Source organism: Kitasatospora sp. NPDC042419 (assembly GCF_056437345.1).
This window is the reverse complement of the sequence record NZ_JBWKAW010000004.1, coordinates 186,259-204,276: the sequence shown is the minus strand read 5'-3', so window position 1 is coordinate 204,276 and position 18,018 is coordinate 186,259. Positions and strand designations below refer to the sequence as shown.

Sequence of the window (18,018 nt, the reverse complement as noted above, 5' to 3'; positions counted from 1 at the left end):
GCCATCTGCCATCTGCTATCTGCCAGCTGTCGTCGTCAGTTGTCACTCGCCGGAAGGCCGCGGCCCGTCCCCCACGGGACCCTCACCCGCGAAGCGCCGGGTGGTCCGCCACGACGGTGCAGCTGCCCGGGGCGATCTCCGTGAAGCCCGCGTCCTGCACCAGCGGCAGGCCGCTCGCCACCAACTCGCCCCAGGCCTCCGGCGCGGCCGTACGGACGGCGAGCGCGAAACCGGACTCGGCCCACTCCTTGCGCTGCGCATCGTCCAGTCGCCACCAGGCGAGCTGGGCCGCGTGGCCGGTCTGGGCCATGGTCTTGCCCGCACTCATCTCCAGCTCCGGGTTGAGCCAGAGCACCGGCACCCCGGGCGCCGGGGCGCCGACCGGGCCGCTCTCCTCCAGCTCGGTGCCGGACACCTGCAGCTTGGCGAGCTCCTTGGGCCAGCCGTCGAGCGGAACCGGCGGGAACACCCGCACCTCCGCCTCCCGGCCGGCCACGGTGATCCCGGGCAGCTCGCCCGCCCGGCGCCACTCGCCGCCCCGCGCCCGCCGGACCACCTTGCGGATCCGCGCGTCCTCCCAGGCCTCGACCAGCTCCGCCCACTCGCCGCCCGCCTCGGTGACCCGCCGGTCGCTCAACAGGGTCAGGACGGCACGCGCCGAAGTCTCCAGCGCGTCGGTCCGCCCGGGCGGCGCGGCCTTCTCAAGCCGGACCACCAGCGGCAGCACGTACTGCGGCCGGGCGTCGCGGTCCTCGGGCGTCGGGTCGGGAACGGGGGCGTCGAACGGAGAAGTCACCGGACCAGCATGCCAGCCCCCGGGGCGCGGCGATCACGGCGGTGCCCGCACCGCGACCCTTCAGCGCAGGCGCTGCCGCAGCTCGTCCACCGCCGCCCGGATGCCGGCGCTGTACACGTCCTCGGGAAGCGCGTCCAGGCTACGCACGGCGCGTTCCAACTGCTCGCGCGCCTGGTCAGGCTCGCCCAGCTTGAGGTGGTCGGAGGCCAGGTTGAGGTGGAGCGACGGGTAGAACGCCCGCACCTGGAGCGCGGCCTCGTAGGTCTGCGCGCGCTCGACGGTCAACGAGTCGGCGGCCGCCAGCGCCCGGCGGTCCCACTCCAGCTCCGCACGCGGGTCGTCCTGCAGGTCGGCCAGGTAGTGGGCGACCACACAGCGGTGGAACACGTCGCCGCGCTCACCGAGCGCCGTCCAGAGCCGCTCGAAACTCTCCCGCGCCGGCGCCGTCCGCCCGCGCTGCGCCGCCTCGACGCCTTCGAGGCCGAGCGCGAGCCGCGCCAGTACGGGGTCCTCGGCGGCCGCCGCCCCGACCGCCGGGGCCGCGACCGTCGACACACCGTCTGACATACCGGATGGATCGGACATGGACGCAGCCTAGCCGCCGCCCACCCCACCCGGCTCGCCGTACCCGTACCCGCCGCACCCGCCGCACCCCGCCGGCCATCGCCACCCCGGCCGGGCCACCTCGGGCCAGGCCGGCCCGGCCCGGCCCGGTCCAGTTCAGTCCAGTCAGGTCAGCGCCGGAAGCCGCGCTGCGGGTCGCGCTCCTCCGCGTCCTCGTACGTCAGGAACCAGCCCTCGGGGTGAGTGGCCGCGAGCAGCAGCTCGGCGCGCTGCTCCGCGTTCAGCTCCGGGTCGCCGTCGTCCGGCCCGTAGACGCCGAACAGCTCGTCGTGGCAGCCGTCCCAGTCGTAGTCGTACAGGTCGGCCGGCAGGTCGCCCATCATGTCGGCGACGGACTCGGGCTGCGCGCCGAGCAGCGTCCGGGCGTCGACCAGGGCCATCCGCAGCGCGATCTCCTCGGCCAGGCAGCGCGGCAGCGGCCACTCGCCGAGCGCGAGGTCGTCGGCGAGGTCGTCGAAGGCGCGGGCCATCGCACGACGCCAGCCGCTGTGCAGCCGCCAGGTGCGCTGCGGCAGCCTCCCGAAGACCGTCCAGTCCGTCTCCTCGCCGTCGACGACCGGCTCGTCCTCGTGCTCGTCGAAGTCGTCGTAGGCGGCATCGCCCAGGCCGATCAGCTGGGCGTGGAGCAGGCAGGCCGTGCGCGGGGTGAGGGTCCAGTCGCCCGACGACCCGCCGCCGTCCTCCTCGTCGCCCTCCAGCGGGAACAGCTCGGCGAAGTCCGGTGCGAAGTCCTCGGTGACGCTGATCTCCAGCGTGCCGCCGAGCGCTTCGACGCCCGGGATCGCGGCCACCAGCCGGTCCGGGTGCAGCAGGGCGCCGAGCGCCGCGTTGGCGTCCTCGGCCACCTCCCGCAACAGCTCACGGCGCTGCCCGGCCGGATCGATGCCGTCGAAGTCCAGTTCCTCCACGGCCGCGATCGCCGCGGCCCGCAGCGCGGGCCAGTCTGTGATCCGCAGGCCCAGCACCACCGTCGCCTCGATCTCCTGCGCGCCGGAGTCCTCCGCCGCGCCCGGCCCCTGTGGATGATCGCTTCGCTCGCCCATGGGGCTACGGTACGGCCTTTCGGGCCTCCGATCACCGGTCTGTTCCGGCTACCCTATGCGTTCTCGCCGTCACAGGACCGCCTTCGCGCCGGGTCGCGGCCGCGCGCCTCTGTCCCGGGAGGGTCGACCGCCCACAGGATGGCCCCATGGCGAACATCGACGAATACGGCGGCGGGCAGCACCCGGACGCCCAGGTACTGGTAGTCACCACCAACGACATCCCCGGTTTCCGGGTCGACCACGTGATCGGCGAGGTCTTCGGCCTGACCGTGCGCAGCCGGCACATCGGCAGCCAGATCGGCGCCTCGCTGAAGTCGCTGGTCGGCGGCGAACTGCGGGGTCTGACGAAGACCCTGGTCGAGAGTCGCAACGAGGCGATGGAGCGACTGGTCGAGCAGACCAAGGCACGTGGCGGGAACGCGGTCCTGATGTTCCGCTTCGACGTCACGGAGGCGGCGGACGTGGGCACCGAGGTCTGCGCCTACGGCACGGCCGTGGTGATCTCCCCCGCCGTGCCGTAGGCGCCGGGGCGGCCCCCTGCGGGCCGGGGTGCGGTCCGGGCGGCGGGTGCGGCCCGGACCGCCGGCGCCGCACGCCGGACGCCGGACGCCGGGCCTGGGCCTGGGACTGGGACTGGGACTGGGACTGCGGGGCAGCCGGGGGCCGCCTGTCGTCACCGCCCGCGCGCGAGCGCCGGCGGACGCCCGAGAGGTGCCTCCGAACACCTGCGGGGCCGGGAACACACCCCGCCCATCCGATGTTTCACGGGCGTGACTGTTTACGGTGCAACCAAATCGGACGGGATACGACGGGTCGACGTCCTGGTGGTGGGCGCCGGCCAGGCAGGCCTGTCGGCCGCCTACCACCTGCGCCGCCGCGGCTTCGCCCCCTACCGGGGCGGCGCCGGCGCCGCCCCGGAAGCCGGTGCCGACGGCGGGTTCGTCGTCCTCGACGCCGACGCCGCCCCCGGCGGCGCCTGGGCCCACCGCTCTCCGTCGCTGCGGATGGCCACCGTGCACGGCTTCCACGACCTGCCCGACTTCGAACTCCCGGACCCCGACCCGGAGGCGCCGGCCCGCGAGGTCGTACCGGGGTACTTCGCCGCGTACGAGGCCAAGCACGCGCTCCCGGTGGTGCGCCCGGTGACCGTTCGAGCGGTGCGCGCGGAGTCCGCGAACCCGGACGCCCGGCTGCTGGTCGAGACCGACAGCGGCACCTGGTCGACGCGGGCGCTGATCAACGCCACCGGCACCTGGACCCGTCCGTTCCTCCCGCACTACCCGGGGCACTTCGCCGGGCGCCAGCTGCACTACGCCGACTACCGGGGGCCGCAGGAGTTCGCCGGCAAGCGGGTGCTGGTGGTCGGCGGCGGGGCGTCGGCGATCCAGGTGCTGTCGGAGGTGGCGGCGGTCGGCGAGACGGTCTGGGTCACCCGGACCCCGCCCGTCTTCCACGAGGGACCGTTCACCCCCGAGTACGGCCGGGCGGTGGTCGCCAAGGTCGAGGAGCGGGTCCGCCAGGGACTGCCGGTGCGCAGCGTGGTGAGCGTGACCGGGCTCGGCCCGTCGGTCGCCTACCGGCGGGCCGAGGAGCTGGGGGCGCTGCACCGCCGCCCGGTGTTCGACCGACTCACCGAGCACGGGGTCGCCTGGGGCGAGGAGGAACTCGCCGTCGACGCGATCGTGTGGGCGACCGGTTTCCGGCCCGAGGTCGGCCACCTCGCCGGGCTGGGGCTGCGCTCCCCCGGCGGAGGCATCGCCCTCACCGGCACCCGCGCCACCGCGGACCCGCGCGTCCACCTGGTCGGCTACGGCCCGTCCGCGAGCACGATCGGCGCCAACCGGGCCGGCCGGGCGGCGGTCAACGACATCGTCAAGCTGCTCGGCGACCCGGCCGGGGCCGGCGCCGAGGCCGGTGCCAAGACCGAGGTCACCGTCGCCGGCTGATCAACGGGCATGGCGGCGAGGCGGCGTAGCGACATGACGGCGTAGCGGCTCTTCCGGCGAAAGGGGCCACGGCCCCGGTCCTGCAACCCGGGGATTCCGTACCCGGCGGCCGGGGCCCGGCGGTCGAGAGGCCGGGCCGAGGACCGGCGGCGGTTGTCGGCGGTCATCCCGCGGACAGCCGGTCCCGGTGCTCCGCGGCCCACCCGCCGAGGTCGCGCAGCACCGTGTGCAGCGATTCGCCGAGCGCGGTGAGCGCGTACTCGACCCGGTAGGGCTGATCGGACCGGGCGGTGCGGCTCACGTACCCCTCCGCCTCCAGCGTGCGCAGCGTACGAGTCAGCACCCGGCGGCTGAGGTCGGCCACGGCACGGTCCAACTCGTTGTACCCGTAGGGCCGTTCGGCGAGCATGCTGATCAGCACGACACTCCAGCGGTCGCCGATGCGGTGCAGTACCGCCGTCGCCGGGCACTCCGCACGGTCCTGCGAGGTGACCGGAACGGCGACCGCAACGGCGCCCGGGAGGGCGGCCGGCCGAGCGACGCCCGGGGTGACGCCCGGGGTGGCGGAAGTCCCCGCACCGGCACCAGTGGACATGGATGTTCCTTCTTTCGAGGGCACGGTCACTCGATCCATGATCGCCTCAACAGATCTACGGAGTCGAGGAGTTCACATGATCGCAGTATCCGGAGCATCCGGCCGGCTGGGCCGGCTGGCACTCACCGCCGCACTCCGCCTGACCGACCGGTCCGAGGTCGTCGCGCTCACCCGGGATCCGGCGGCTGCGACCGCAGACCGGACGTGGCCCGAAGTCCTCACCCGCACCGCCGACTTCGCCGACCCCGCCACCCTGGAACCGGCCCTGGCCGGGGTCCGGCGGGTGCTGCTGATCAGCACTGCGCGGTCACCGGAACGGTTCCGCCTGCACGAGGCCGCGATCGGGGCGGCGGTCGCCGCCGGGGTGGAGCACGTCGTCTACACCTCGGTGGTCCGCGCCGCCGAACCCGGCAACCCCGTCCCCGAAGCACGCGACCACGGCCGGACCGAGCGGCTGCTCGCCGACTCCGGGCTCGGACACACCGTGCTGCGCTTCAACGTCTGGCCGCAGATGCTGCTGCTGTCCGGCCTGGCCCGCCTCGCGGTCGCGACGGGCGAACTGCCCAGCAGCGCCGCCGACGGCAAGGTCGGCTACATCACCCGCGAGGACACGGCGGAAGCCGCCGCCCGGCTGCTCACCGGCGCCGTCACCCCCGCGGCGGACGGCCGGGGCGGCGCGGGAGGCGGCGGAGCCGGCCCGGTCCTGGACGTCACCGGGCCGGGCCTGACCGATGCGGAGGTCGCCGCCGCGCTCACCGAGGCGACCGGCCGACCGGTGCGGCACCGTCAGGTGGCCGACGCGGAGGTCGCCGGGGCACTGACCGCGCTCGGGGTGCCCGGGCCGATCGCGCGGGCCTGGGGCGAGAACGACCCGTTCCGGCGGCGGGGCTGGTTCGACGTCGCCGACGACGGCACCACCCGTCGGCTGCTCGGACGCCGACCCGTCCCGCTGGCCGAGTTCTTCGCGGCGCACCGGGCCGAACTGCTGCCGGGGTGACCGGCCGGACGAGCCGGTCCGTCCCGACGCCGGACACGGCCGGCGGCCAGCGGCCGGCAGTCGGCAGTCGGCGGTCAGCGGTCAGCGGTCAGCGGTCAGCGGTCGTAGTCGACCGTCACCCGGTCGGTCACCGGCCGGGCCTGGCAGGTGAGGACGTAGCCGGCCGCCAGCTCCTTCTCCTCCAGCGCGAAATTGCGCCGCATCTCCACCTCGCCACAGGTGACCAGGGCCCGGCAGGTCCCACAGACCCCGCCCTTGCAGGCGAACGGCAGGTCCGGACGGGAGCGCTGCGCACCGTCCAGGATCGACCGGTCGCGCGGCAGCGAGAGCGTGCTGCCGCGCCCGTCCAGGACGACGGTGACCTCGCTGTGCTCCCCCTCGTCCGGACCTCCCGAGCCCGGCAGGTCGTCCGCGCGCTCGGCGACCGGCTCGTCCTCGGCGTGGAACAGCTCCTGGTGCACCCGTGCGGCCGGCACGCCCAGCCCGGTGAGCAGGTCCTTCGCCCCGGCGACCATCCCGAAGGGTCCGCAGAGCCACCAGTGGCCGACCGCGTCCACGTCCACCAGCGCCTTCAGCAGCGCCTCGACCCGCTCCGGGTCGAGGCGGCCGCTGAGCAGTTCGGCGTCCCGGGCCTCCCGGGACAGCACGTGCACCAGCTGGAAGCGGCCGAGGTAGCGGTCCTTCAGGTCGGCGAGCTCGTCGGCGAACATCACGGTGTCGCTGCGCCGGTTGCCGTAGAGGAGGGTGACGGTGGAGGTGCGGTCGGCGGCCAGCACGGAGGCGGCGATGGAGAGCATCGGTGTGATGCCGGAGCCGGCCGCCAGCAGCACGTGCTCGGCCGGTTCGGCGAGGTCGGGGCTGAAGAGCCCGGACGGCGTCAGCACCTCGACCTCCTCCCCCGGCGCCGCCTCGCGCACCAGCCAGCGGGAGAACAGCCCGCCGGGCACCTCGCGGACGGCGATCCGCAGCGGACCTCCGACGGGGGCGCAGATCGAGTACGAGCGGCGCTCGTCGACACCGTCCACCACCCGGCGCAGTGTCAGCGTCTGCCCCGGCCGGAACGCGAACGCGTCCGTGAGCCCGTCCGGCACCGCGAAGGTCACCGCGACGGCGTCCTCGCAAAGCCGCTCCACCCCGGCGATCCGCAACGGGTGGAAGGTCGGGCGGCGGGCGGGTCGGACGGCGGCCATTCAGATCTCCTTGACACGTTCGAAAGGCTCGCGGCAGTCGCGGCAGCGCCACAGCGCCTTGCAGGCGGTGGAGCCGAAGCGGGACAGCTCCTCGGTGTCGGCGCCGCCGCAGAGCGGGCAGATGACAGGGGTGGCCGGGGCGACGTCGCCCCGGGCGATGTGGCCCCCGACGACGTGGCCCCCGACGACGGTGGCCCGCGCACCGGCCGGAGCATCCGGCGCCGGACCGGAGTCGGCATCCGTACCGGCCGCCGCACCCGGCCCGGTCGCACGACGGGTCGGACCGAGGCTCAGCAGGCCGGGCCCGGCGCCGGAGGCCGCGGCACCCCCCGGACGGGGTGGCGCGATACCCGCCTCGACGAGCTTGCGCCGGCCTTCGGCGGTGATCAGGTCCGTCGACCAGGGCGGGTCCAGCCGCAACCGGACCCTGACGTCCGTGAACCCGGCCGCACGCAGCCGCCGGTCCACGTCGGCGGCCATCTCCGCGACGGCGGGGCAACCCGAGTACGTCGGGGTCAGCCACGCGGTCACCGCGGCTCCGTCCTCCTCGACCTCGGACAGCACGCCCAGGTCCGCGAGGGTCAGCATGGGCAGCTCCGGATCGGGCACGGCCGACGCCACCTCCCAGGCCCCGCCGCGCCGAACCGCCCCGGCCGTGGTCACCACGTCGCCCCCGGGTGCGCCCGGGCCAGCACCTGGAACTCGGCCAGCAGCGGGCCCAGCGCCTCGGTGTGCACGCCGTCCCGGCCGGCGCGGCCGCCGACCGCCGCCAGCCCCGGCACGTCCGGCACGGCCAGCCCGGCCTCGGCGAGCACGCCCGCCAGCGAGGCAAGCACCGGCTCGCGCAGCACCGCCGGGTCCACGCCGACCCGCAGTTCGACGGGGTGCGCCGTGAGCAGTTCCTCCAGCAGCGGCCAGACCGCGTCCACCCCGGCCTGCATCCGCTCGGCCGAGTACGGCGTCCCGTCGCCGAGCCGCAGCGTCCAGGCGGTCGCGTACTCGCGGTGGTAGGCCAGCTCCTTCACGCCCCGCGCGGCGACCGCCGCCAGCACCGGATCCGGGTGGCCGGCCAGCGCCTCGTACAGCGCACCGCGCGCGGTGGCGAACAGCAGCAGCCGGGCGATCGAGTACGCGAAGTCCCCGTTCGGCGCCTCGACCAGGCGGACGTTGCGGAACTCGTACTCCTCCCGCCAGTACGCCAGGTCGTCCTCGGTGCGCCCGGAACCGTCGGCCTGACCGGCCCGGGTGAGCAGCTGACGGGCCTGGCCGAGGAGGTCGAGGCCGAGGTTGGCGAGCGCGACCTCCTCCTCCAGCTCGGGGGCCCGGGTGCACCACTCGATCAGCCGCTGGGAGAGCACGAGCGCGTCGTCGCCGAGCATCAGGCAGTAGGCGGCCAGGTCGGTGCCGTCCACGCCGGGCGGCACGGCGGTGTCCACCCCGAGCAGCGGGTCGGCGAAGCCCGTCCCGTAGGCCCAGCGGCCCTCGCCCTCGGGCTCGGGGGACGCCTCGGCGAGACTCAGGTACACGTGGTCGTCGGTCATGGTTCGACTGCTCCCGGTCAGATGTGCGGGACATCCTCGGGGATGTCGTAGAAGGTCGGGTGGCGGTAGACCTTGTCGCCGCTGGGCGCGAAGAAGGGGTCGCGCTCGTCCGGGGTGGAGGCGGTGATCGCGTCGGAGCGGACCACCCAGAGGCTGACGCCCTCGTTGCGGCGGGTGTAGAGGTCGCGGGCGGCGAGCAGGGCCATCCGGTCGTCGGACGCGTGCAGCGATCCGACGTGGACGTGGTTCAGGCCTCGCCGGGGGCGCACGAACACCTCGTAGAGCGGCCAGCCGGCCTTGGACTCGGTCACTTTCCGTTCTCCTGTTCCGCTTGCTGCTCCGCTTGCTGCGCTTCCGCCTGCCGGGGCCCCGGCTGCCGGGGCCGCCCCGGCTGCTGCGGCTCGGTCGGCAGCGGCTCCGTCCGCCCGCGGCTCTCCGCACGGCGCTTCTCCGCGTAGGCGACGGCCGCCTCGCGCACCCACGCGCCGTCCTCGTGGGCCGCCCGGCGGCGTTCCATCCGCTGGGCGTTGCACGGGCCCTGGCCGTGGATGACCCGGGTCAGCTCGGACCAGTCCGGCTCGCCGAAGTCCCAGCTGCCGCGGTCCTCGTTCCAGCTCAGCCCGGGGTCGGGGAGGGTGACCCCGAGGTGCTCGGCCTGCGGGACGGTCATGTCGACGAAGCGCTGACGCAGCTCGTCGTTGGTGTGCCGCTTGATCCGCCAGGCCATCGAACGGGCGGTGTTCGGCGAGTCGGCGTCCGACGGGCCGAACATCATCAGCGACGGCCACCACCAGCGGTCGACCGCGTCCTGGACCATCCGGCGCTGCGCCTCGGTACCGCGCATCAGCGTCATGAGCAGCTCGTAGCCCTGACGCTGGTGGAACGACTCCTCCTTGCAGATCCGGACCATGGCGCGGGCGTACGGGCCGTAGCTGCAACGGCAGAGCGGGACCTGGTTGCAGATCGCGGCCCCGTCGACCAGCCAGCCGATCACGCCGACGTCGGCGAAGGTGAGGGTCGGGTAGTTGAAGATCGACGAGTACTTCTGGCGGCCGGAGACCAGCTTCTCGGTCAGCTCGGCGCGGTCCACGCCGAGCGTCTCGGCGGCGGCGTAGAGGTACAGGCCGTGGCCGGCCTCGTCCTGGGCCTTGGCGAGCAGGATCGCCTTGCGGCGCAGGGACGGGGCGCGGGTCAGCCAGTTGCCCTCGGGCTGCATGCCGATGATCTCGGAGTGCGCGTGCTGGGCGATCTGGCGGATCAGGGTGGCCCGGTAGGCGTCGGGCATCCAGTCCCGGGGCTCGATCCGCTGCTCGGCGGCGATGACCGCCTCGAAGATCTCCTCGGGCGACTGCTGGTCGCGGCCCGTCCCGTGGGACCCGTGGGCCCCGTGGGACCCGTGGGCTTCGTCCGCCCGGTCGGCCCCGTCGGTCCTGTCGACCTCGTCCGTCCGGGTCGTGCCGTGCGGCTGATGCGCCCGCTCGGGGACCGGCTCGGCCACCTCTGCTGTCACCGCGGTCCCCTCTCGCCTGTCCCTGTGCCGCTCGTCCTGTGTCGTCGGCGGCTTGCCCGGATCACTCGCGGGCTACCGACTGACCGTTCGGTCGGTACCATTGTGCGCGGTGAGACGGCGGCCTGACAAGGGAATGCGGCGGGCGGGCCGCAACGGAGCGCACGGCAGTACGGCGGCACGCTCCGACCGGGGCCGGACCGGGTCAGGGCGGGTCGGGTCGGCCTGGTCGACGTCGGCGCCGGTCCAGGCCCAGGCTCCGGCACCGACGGCGAGACTGGCACCGACGCCGCAACGGCTACCGCAGGCCGGCGAGCTCCTCGGCGCGCGCGGCGCGCTTGGCGAAGACCTCCTCCTTGCGCTCGTCCATCCGGCGCAGCGCGGCACGGCGGCCCCGACCGGAGAGCCGGTCGATGTAGAGGCCGCCGTTCAGGTGATCGGCCTCGTGCTGGAGGCAACGGGCGAAGTAGCCGCGCCCCTCGACGACGAGCGGCCGTCCGTCGAGGTCACGACCCCGGACCACGGCCGAGTCCGGGCGGGCCAGCTCCATGTACGGGCCGGGGACGGAGAGGCAGCCTTCCTCCGTCTCGACCAGCCGCCGCGTACCGGCGGGCAGGTCGTCGAGCACCGGGTTGAGGACGTGCCCGACGTGGCGGACGCCGTCCTCGTCGAAGCAGTCCCACACGAAGGCCTGGAGGTCGACGCCGATCTGGTTCGCGGCGAGCCCGACTCCCTCCGCCACCCACATCGCGGCGAACATGTCGTCGATCAGCCGTGCCAGCTCCGGCGTGCCGAACTCCTCCTCCGCCACCGCCCGGCACCGCCGGTGCAGCACGTCCTCCCCGACGACGGTGATCCGCCGCACCACTCCCCGCAGCGCCTCCGGCGGCACCTCCGGATATGCGGCCACCACCTCGCCCTGCACCCGCACCTGTCCCGGAACCTGCTGAGCCACGCCGAACCCCTCCGCTCCTCACCCCACCCACTGCACCCACTCTTTGCAAAGTCCTGGACTTTGCAAAGAGAAAATGCAGTGCGCTTATGCCCAAATATGACCAGCTTGGCACCCCTCTGAGTTGCCAAACACTTTGCAAAGTAGCATCTTTGCAAAGTGACCAGCGACAGGAATCCAGCCGATCTCGCGCCCGGCGAGGCTGCGGCAGCCCAGCCCGTGCCAGGCCTCGCCCCCACCTCCGAACCGGGCTCCGCCCGGCCGCGGAGTGCCAGACCGCTGCCACACCACGCGATCCGCGTCGCACTGCTCGACCTGATCGCGGAGTGGGGCAGCATCACGTCCAACCAGGCCGCGCAGATGCTCCACCAGAGCTCGGGCACCTGCTCGTTCCACCTGCGCCAGCTCGCCCGGTACGGACTGGTCGAGGAAGCGCCCACCGGCGACGGCCGCTCGCGCCCGTGGCGGCTCCGCTGGGAAGGCTCACTGATGTCGCCCGGATCGGCCGAGGAGCCGACCGACCGGTCCGCGGGGAGCCTGGCACCCGAGCCGGCGGGCGATCTCTCGGACGGCAGCTACCGACACTGGCTCGCCAACCGGTCGGCCGCCCCCGCCGAATGGCAGCGGGACCACGCGTCCAGCGACGTCCTGCACCTCACCGCCGACGAACTCGCCGACCTCGGCGCAGCCGTCCGCGCCCTGCTCGCCCCCTACCGCCAGCGCACACCCCACGCGGGCACACGACCGGTGGCGGCGGTCACCAGGCTCTTTCCGCTCCTCGCGGCCGGCGGGGGCGAGACGGCCGGCGACACGACGAACGCCCGAGGCCGCGAGGGCCGTCATGACGGCGAAGGCGGGTGACGGGTAGCACCAGGCAGCTCGGCAGCCGGCGACCAACAGCTGACGGCTGACAGATTTCAATCTCTGTCAGCCGTCAGCCGTCATTCGTCAGTCGCCACCCTGAGGCACGCAACGGCGCCGAGCGTCAGGGGCCCGCCCCTCACCCTTCGGAACGGTCGCGCAGGCGCGGCAGCGGTACGGCGAGGAGCGCCGCCAGCAGGGCGATCCGCGGCGCCAGCTGGTCGATCCGGATGTGTTCGTGCCGCGCGTGGGCACCACCGCCGACCGCGCCGAAGCCGTCCAGCGTCGGCAACCCGCGCGAGCCCGGCAGGTTGGTGTCACCCGCTCCGCCCGCCGGCCCGCCGTCCAACTGCTGACCGAGCACCGCCGCGAGCGAACGGACATGGCGCAGCAGGGGGTTGCCCGACCGCTCCGGCCACGCCGGACGGCTGGACAGCACCTCCGTCCGCACCTTCGCCCCCGGTCGGAGGGCGGTGAGCCGGGCGAGGTTGTCCAGCGTGCGGCGTTGTGCCTCGGTGGTGGAGAACCGCAGACCGAGTTCGGCCTCGGCCCGACCGGCCACCACGTTGGCGCGGCTGCCGCCGCTGATCCGGCCCGCGTTGAGCTCCGTACCGGGCTGGCTGGCGAGGCCGCGTACCGCGACCAGCTGGTCGACGAGTTCGTCGACTGCGGAGACGCCGTCGGCGGCGTCGTTGCCCGCGTGTGCCTCCTTCCCGGTCACGGTGAGCCGCACCCGGGTCGAGCCGCGGCGGGCGGTCTTGAGCCGGCCGTCCGGGTGTGGCGGTTCGAGCCCCAGAACGGCTGCGGCACCGCGCAGTTGGCGTTCGACGAGGCGGCGTCCGTCGGGGCTGCCGACCTCCTCGTCGGAGACCACGACCAGGCGGACGGTGCGGTGCGGGCGCTGGCCGAGGTCGGCGAGCAGCGCGAACGCGCCTTCCAGGATGGCGAGTCCGCCCTTCATGTCGACGACGCCGGGGCCGCTGAGGGTGCCGTCCTGTTCGGTGACGGGCCAGTCGGCGAGGGTGCCGACGGGCCAGACGGTGTCGTGGTGTCCGACCACGAGGAGGTGCGGCAGGGTCTCGTCCCGGCCTTCCCACTGGAGCACCAGGTGGTCGCCGGCCGGGCCGGGTTCGCGTCGGACGGTCGCACCGGTGGCTCGGAATCCTGCGGCCAACTCCTCGGCGAGGGCGTCGAGTCGGGGTGCGTCGCCGCTGGGCGACTCGATCCTGGCGAGGTCCGCGCAACGGCGGCGGACGGCGCCGGCCAGGGTGCGGGCCCGGGTGCTGAGGGCCTGGGGCAGGCCGGGAAGCGCCGCGGTGGGGCCGGTTTGGCCCTCGCTGTCGGGGACGGCCGGAGTGTGGGGGGCCGCTGCGGGGGGTGGTGCGGCGGCGGAGGTGGGGGTGGCCGGGGCGAGGGCGCTTCGGGCGGTGGCGGTTCCGGTCGTACCGGGCTTTGCCGTGCCGGGTGCGGCGGTGGCGGCGCTGGTCGGCTCGGCCGTGGTGACGGCTGCGGCGGCGACCGGGTCAGCAGTGGAGGAGGAGGCTGCGGCGGGTGTCGCGGTGGTGGTGACGGTCGTGGCGGTGGTGACGGTCGATGCGGCGGACGGCCGGACGGTTCGAGGACTCAACGCTCGCCTCCCCGGCCGCCGCCGGTATACAGCGGCCGCACCGGTCGGCCTGACCAGCCGGGCTGCCCGGACCGGGCCGGGCGGCCGGGCCCGGTGGGAACGGCGTCCCGCCGGGACGGTCCGTCTGGTCCAAGTGCACTGGAACGGCTGGGCGGCATGCTTGGCATTACGTCCTCCTCGCTCGATCCGGCGGCCCCGGTCGTCCCGGGGCCCCGTGGACATCGGCATCGACTACGGCGGGCGCAGAACACTGCACCACCGCAGAGAAGCCGAGATGTGAGCCTAGAAGAACCGTTCGGTTTCCTGCGAGGTGGCCCTGCTCCCAGCGTGCCGGGGCCGGGCCTCGCCCCGGACGTCCGGCCGCGGAACGACGGTCGGCGCACGGCATGCGGGCCTGGCTCGGCGCGCGGACGCGGTCGCCGGATCGCGCCCACCTCCACCATGGACCCGGCGCCCGGGTTCGGCAGCGCAAGACGCCAAGGCTCGGCTTTTCCAAGCCAGATGGGTGACATCGACTCGGCCGACGGTACTGGGCCACGGTGGTCGGAGCCTGCGTGTGCGGAGCAGATCGAGCCGGAACGAACCAGGCTGAATCAGACTGAATCACTCCAGGGCGGGACGGAGCAGGTGTAACCGGGCGGGCTGGCGACGAGTGGTCAGGCCGGGAGTTCGGGTGCAGTCGCCGGGCACCGTTCTCTCGCTCACCCGCTTACGCGTCAGGTCGGCTCGGCGGGTGTGGCTCGGCGGGTGTGGCTCGGCCGGTGACGGTCGGCCGGTGACGGTCGGCGGGTGACGGTCGACGGGTGAGGGTCGACGGACGGTATCGGCGAGCAGGGCGGTGAGTGGATCCTTCAGGCGGGTCGTTCAGGCGGAGTCGTCGACCACGCCGGCATCACGGGCGAGCAGCGCCGCCTGGACTCGGTTGCCGACGCCCAGGGCCGTGAGGATGCGGCTGACGTGGGCCTTCACGGTGCTCTCGCGCATCCCGAGGACGGCGGCGATCTCGGCGTTGGAGAGGCCGAGCGCGAGTTCGCGCAGCACCTCGGTCTCCCGCGGGGTGAGGCTCGCGAGGCGCCCCCGCGCTGCCACCGCCCGCGGCGTGCCGGTGCGGTGGTAGCGGTCGATGAGGCGGCGCGCGGCGGCCGGGTGGAGCATGCCCTGCCCGCCTGCGACGACGTGGACCGCACGCGCGATGTCGGCGGGCGGGGTGTCCTTGAGCAGGAAGCCGTCGGCGCCGGCGGCGAGCGCCTGGTAGACGTACTCGTCGAGGTCGAACGTGGTGAGCGCGATGACGCGTGGGCCGTCGGGCAGCTCGCGCAGCCGGCGGGTGGCGGCGATGCCGTCGAGCCGGGGCATCCGGATGTCCATCAGGGCGACGTCGATGCGCTGCCGGCGGGCCAGTTCGACGGCCTGCAACCCGTCGGCTGCCTCGGCGACCACGGCGAGCGCGGGGTCCTGGGAGAGCAGGTCGACGAGGCCGAGCCGGACCAGCGCGTCGTCGTCGACGACCATGGTGCGGATCATGTGCCCTCTCTCGGGGGGATCCGCTCGGGCCCGGGGTGGTCCGCCCGGCCGGGCGGCTGCGCGGGCGGACGAACGGCGGGTCGGACGGGCGGGCTTGCGGATCCCCCGGCGGGCGGCTGTGCCGGGGGTCGGGCGGGTGACCGGCGAGGTGTCGGGAGGCGGGCGGCGAGGCGGAAGCCGCCGTGACCGTCGGAGCCGGCGTCGAGGTGTCCGCCGAGCGCACCGATCCGTTCGGCGAGCCCGACCAGACCGTATCCCCCTCCGGTGCAGGCTCCGGAGGGGGCGTGCTCCCCCGGACCGTTGTGCACCTCGACGGTGGTTGCCGGGGCGCCGTAGCGGACGTGGACGGTGACCGGCGCGGTGTGCGCGTACTTGCGGGCGTTGGTCAGGGCCTCCTGGACGACCCGGTGGATGGCGAGGCGGTGGGTGGTCGGGACGCTCTCCGCGTCACCGGCCAGGGCGAGTTCGACGGCCTGACCCGCTTCGGTGGCCTCGCCGACGAGTTCGGCGAGGTTCCGCAGGGCCGGAGCGGGCACCGCCCCGGACGAAGGAGCGGTGGGCGCGGTGGGTGCGGTAGCGGCGATGGCGGCGGCGAGGCTGACGAGGCCGGTGGGGGCGGTGCCGGCGGCCGGGCCAGGGTCGGGCGGCGGATCGGAGGGCGGGTGGCGGGCCACGGCCCGGCCCCGGGCGGCGGCCGGCCGGTCGGCACCGGACAGCTCCGGGGCGGGTGGCTCCGGATCGGGCGGTGCCGGGTCGGCCCGGAGGGCGCCGAGGACGTCGCGCAGGTCGTCGAGCGAGCGGGCGGCCGTCGCGCGGATCAGTTCCAGGCGGTGGGCGAGGCGCGCCGGGTCGTCGGCGGCGGTCCCGGCGGCGGCCTGGTCCCGTAGCACCCCGGCGTGCAGCACGAGGAGGCTCAACCGGTGGGCGAGGACGTCGTGCATCTCGCGGGCGATCCGGGCTCGTTCGGCGGACCGGGCCTGCTCCGCCCGGAGTTCACGCTCGCGGCGCAGGGCGTCGACCTTGGCGTGCAGGGTCCGGATCAGGATGCGACGGCCGTGCAGCCAGAGCCCCAGGGAGAGTGCGGCGGCCTCGACGATCAGTTGGGATCCGGCGGTGCCGGCCCAGTCGACGAGCGATTCGGCACGGACCACGCTGAGGCCTGCGATGACGGCCCCTCCCACGACCGCGGGACCGGGGCGGCCCGTCGAGGCCAGGTGGTAGACGCTGAACAGCCCGGGGAAGGCCCGGTTGAGGAGGCCGCCGGACAGGGCGGGCAGCACGGCGGCGGCAACCGGGTGCCGACGTGCCAGGAGGAGCGAGAACGAGGCGAGGGCGACTCCGGCGATGCGGACCGGGCGCAGCGGAAGCCCGGTGTTGTGCCACTGGACGAAGGTCTCCTCGGCGGCGAGCGCGAGGACGGCGAGGAGGAGCAGGGTCTCGGTCAGGGCGTGCCGACCGGGGGCGTACCAGCCGAGCGCGGCGGGGTGCGGTCGGCGGGGTGGGTGTGGTGGGCGTGCAGGGTGATCCGTGGTCACTCGGTTCCCCCCTTGCCTCTCCTCGCTGCCTTGGCCCGCCCGTCGGCCGCTCCGCGAGCGGCTGCCTGGGACGTTTCGGGGCCGATGCTATGGCGTGCAGCGGGTCTTGACCCCCTACCTCCGGGCATTGGCTCCCTCTACTTTCGTCGGGGGTGCGGGTTGTCCGTCGGCGGATTCGCGCCTGCCCGGACGTCCGTAGCTTCGGCTGCATGACGATGGATCAGCTCCGTACCGGTCCCGCCTCCGGCTCCGGTCCCGTTTCCCGCACCGCCCCCGGCCCCGGCCCGGGCCCCACTCCTGACCCTGCCCCCGGCCCCGACACCGCGCTCGCACCCGTGCCTGTACCCGCCGGATCGCGGGCGACCACAGGCGACGGGTGGCTGTTTCTCTCCGAGGCGCTGCGTACGTTCCACCTCACGGGCGCGCTCGCGCCGAGCGGGGCGGGGCTGGTCAGCGCCCTGGCGGTCCCGGCGACCAGCCGTCCGGACCGGCCGATCTCGGTACTGGAGGTGGGGGCGGGGACGGGCGCGGTGACCCGGCGGCTGGCACGGGTGCTGAGGGCGGGCGACCGGCTGCACGTCGTCGAGGCCAACCCGCGGTTCGCGGAGCGGCTGCGACGGGATCCGGTGCTGGCGCGGCGCGGTCCGGCGGTCGGACTGCGGCTGTCGGTGTGCCGGGTGCAGGAGCTGCCGGAGTGCTTGTCCCTTGCGGCGGGCGGCGGTGGGCCGGCGGATGAGCGGTACGACGTGATCGTCTCCGGCTTGCCGTTCACCAACTTCGAGCCGGCCGAGGTCCGGCACCTCCTCGATCTGTACCTGAGGCTGCTGGTGCCGGGTGGCGAGCTGACGTACTTCGGGTACCTGGGGACGGCGGCGGCGCGTCTGGTGACGTCGGGGCCGGGGCGCGGGGCGCGTCACCGGGCGGTGGCGCGGCTGCTGCGGCGGTTCGAGGAGGAGTACGGGCTCGGGAGCCGGACGGTGTGGCGGAACGTCCCTCCGGCCCGGGCTCAGTTGCTCCGGGCGCCGGGCGGTGGCGGGGGCGGGCCCCGGGCCGGGAGCGGGGCCGGAGTCGAGGCCGAGGCCGGGGTCGGGGCCGCGAGGGTGCCGGCACCGGCGGGCACAGAGGCAGTCGGAGGGACAGAGGCCATCGGAGGCGCCGAGGCGGGCGGAGGTACAGAAGCGGTCGGAGATACAGCGGCGGGCGGAGGCAGTGGGGCGGCCGGGCACACCGGGAGTACCGGCACCACGGCGAGCGCGGCGGCGGCACCCGCTCGATGATGG

Annotated in this window: 18 protein-coding genes; 5 read left to right on the top strand and 13 right to left on the bottom strand. The window is 74.6% G+C overall.

Annotated features, from left to right (window positions below):
* Positions 1–82 precede the first annotated feature (82 nt).
* The 3 genes from AC067J_RS10750 to AC067J_RS10740 form a co-directional block, all read right to left on the bottom strand.
* Positions 83–796, bottom strand: a complete 714-nt coding sequence (locus AC067J_RS10750; RefSeq protein WP_478297696.1) for an aminoacyl-tRNA hydrolase — start codon at positions 794–796, stop codon at positions 83–85.
* Positions 797–856: 60 nt separating this feature from the next.
* On the bottom strand, positions 857–1,363 hold the full coding sequence (locus AC067J_RS10745) for a hypothetical protein (protein WP_478297694.1): 507 nt from the start codon (positions 1,361–1,363) through the stop codon (positions 857–859).
* Positions 1,364–1,530: 167 nt separating this feature from the next.
* Positions 1,531–2,463 carry a hypothetical protein gene (locus AC067J_RS10740; protein ID WP_478297692.1) on the bottom strand — a complete coding sequence of 311 codons (933 nt, stop codon included), beginning with the start codon at positions 2,461–2,463 and terminating at the stop codon, positions 1,531–1,533.
* A gap of 146 nt (positions 2,464–2,609) precedes the next feature.
* Here AC067J_RS10740 and AC067J_RS10735 point away from each other — a divergent pair, with 146 nt between their 5' ends.
* Together AC067J_RS10735 and AC067J_RS10730 are read left to right on the top strand one after the other, a co-directional pair.
* Complete coding sequence (locus AC067J_RS10735; RefSeq protein ID WP_327682675.1) at positions 2,610–2,984, top strand: YbjQ family protein; 375 nt, start codon at positions 2,610–2,612, stop codon at positions 2,982–2,984.
* A 249-nt stretch (positions 2,985–3,233) separates the two neighbouring features.
* Complete coding sequence (locus tag AC067J_RS10730; protein ID WP_478297691.1) at positions 3,234–4,409, top strand: NAD(P)-binding domain-containing protein; 1,176 nt, start codon at positions 3,234–3,236, stop codon at positions 4,407–4,409.
* A 163-nt stretch (positions 4,410–4,572) separates the two neighbouring features.
* Here AC067J_RS10730 and AC067J_RS10725 read toward each other — a convergent pair whose 3' ends face one another.
* The gene (locus AC067J_RS10725; protein ID WP_478297689.1) at positions 4,573–5,004 is read right to left on the bottom strand and encodes a winged helix-turn-helix transcriptional regulator; all 432 of its coding nucleotides are present in this window, start codon (positions 5,002–5,004) and stop codon (positions 4,573–4,575) included.
* Positions 5,005–5,080: 76 nt separating this feature from the next.
* Between AC067J_RS10725 and AC067J_RS10720 the strand changes: the two genes are divergently transcribed.
* Entirely contained in the window at positions 5,081–6,001 is a 921-nt protein-coding gene (locus AC067J_RS10720) for an NAD(P)H-binding protein (protein ID WP_478297687.1), read from the top strand.
* Between the two features lie 95 nt (positions 6,002–6,096).
* On the opposite strand, the gene paaE is transcribed toward AC067J_RS10720, so the two are convergent.
* From paaE to def, 6 genes are all read right to left on the bottom strand, one after another.
* Complete coding sequence (gene paaE, locus AC067J_RS10715) at positions 6,097–7,191, bottom strand: 1,2-phenylacetyl-CoA epoxidase subunit PaaE (protein ID WP_478297685.1); 1,095 nt, start codon at positions 7,189–7,191, stop codon at positions 6,097–6,099.
* Positions 7,192–7,800, bottom strand: a complete 609-nt coding sequence (paaD, locus tag AC067J_RS10710) for a 1,2-phenylacetyl-CoA epoxidase subunit PaaD (protein ID WP_478297683.1) — start codon at positions 7,798–7,800, stop codon at positions 7,192–7,194.
* 50 nt (positions 7,801–7,850) lie between these two features.
* The gene (paaC, locus tag AC067J_RS10705; RefSeq protein WP_478297681.1) at positions 7,851–8,732 is read right to left on the bottom strand and encodes a 1,2-phenylacetyl-CoA epoxidase subunit PaaC; all 882 of its coding nucleotides are present in this window, start codon (positions 8,730–8,732) and stop codon (positions 7,851–7,853) included.
* Between the two features lie 17 nt (positions 8,733–8,749).
* Positions 8,750–9,043, bottom strand: coding sequence for a 1,2-phenylacetyl-CoA epoxidase subunit PaaB (gene paaB / locus AC067J_RS10700; RefSeq protein WP_344330439.1), 294 nt, complete (start codon positions 9,041–9,043; stop codon positions 8,750–8,752).
* A complete protein-coding gene (gene paaA, locus AC067J_RS10695) occupies positions 9,040–10,068 on the bottom strand; it encodes a 1,2-phenylacetyl-CoA epoxidase subunit PaaA (RefSeq protein WP_478298167.1) in 1,029 nt (342 codons plus the stop codon). Before paaA ends, paaB begins: the two co-directional genes overlap by 4 nt.
* Before the next feature lie 469 nt (positions 10,069–10,537).
* Complete coding sequence (gene def, locus AC067J_RS10690) at positions 10,538–11,194, bottom strand: peptide deformylase (RefSeq protein WP_478297678.1); 657 nt, start codon at positions 11,192–11,194, stop codon at positions 10,538–10,540.
* 156 nt (positions 11,195–11,350) lie between these two features.
* Here def and AC067J_RS10685 point away from each other — a divergent pair, with 156 nt between their 5' ends.
* On the top strand, positions 11,351–12,052 hold the full coding sequence (locus AC067J_RS10685; RefSeq protein ID WP_478297676.1) for an ArsR/SmtB family transcription factor: 702 nt from the start codon (positions 11,351–11,353) through the stop codon (positions 12,050–12,052).
* 139 nt (positions 12,053–12,191) lie between these two features.
* Here AC067J_RS10685 and AC067J_RS10680 read toward each other — a convergent pair whose 3' ends face one another.
* The 3 genes from AC067J_RS10680 to AC067J_RS10670 form a co-directional block, all read right to left on the bottom strand.
* A complete protein-coding gene (locus tag AC067J_RS10680) occupies positions 12,192–13,679 on the bottom strand; it encodes a M20 family metallopeptidase (RefSeq protein ID WP_478297674.1) in 1,488 nt (495 codons plus the stop codon).
* Between the two features lie 864 nt (positions 13,680–14,543).
* Positions 14,544–15,203 (bottom strand): response regulator, encoded by a 660-nt coding sequence (locus AC067J_RS10675; protein WP_478297673.1) that lies wholly within the window; start codon positions 15,201–15,203, stop codon positions 14,544–14,546.
* Positions 15,200–16,738: a sensor histidine kinase gene (locus tag AC067J_RS10670; RefSeq protein WP_478297672.1), complete on the bottom strand. Its 1,539-nt coding sequence runs from the start codon at positions 16,736–16,738 to the stop codon at positions 15,200–15,202. Before AC067J_RS10670 ends, AC067J_RS10675 begins: the two co-directional genes overlap by 4 nt.
* Before the next feature lie 335 nt (positions 16,739–17,073).
* On the opposite strand from AC067J_RS10670, the gene AC067J_RS10665 reads away from it, so the two are divergent.
* On the top strand, positions 17,074–18,015 hold the full coding sequence (locus tag AC067J_RS10665; RefSeq protein ID WP_478297670.1) for a class I SAM-dependent methyltransferase: 942 nt from the start codon (positions 17,074–17,076) through the stop codon (positions 18,013–18,015).
* Positions 18,016–18,018 lie beyond the last annotated feature (3 nt).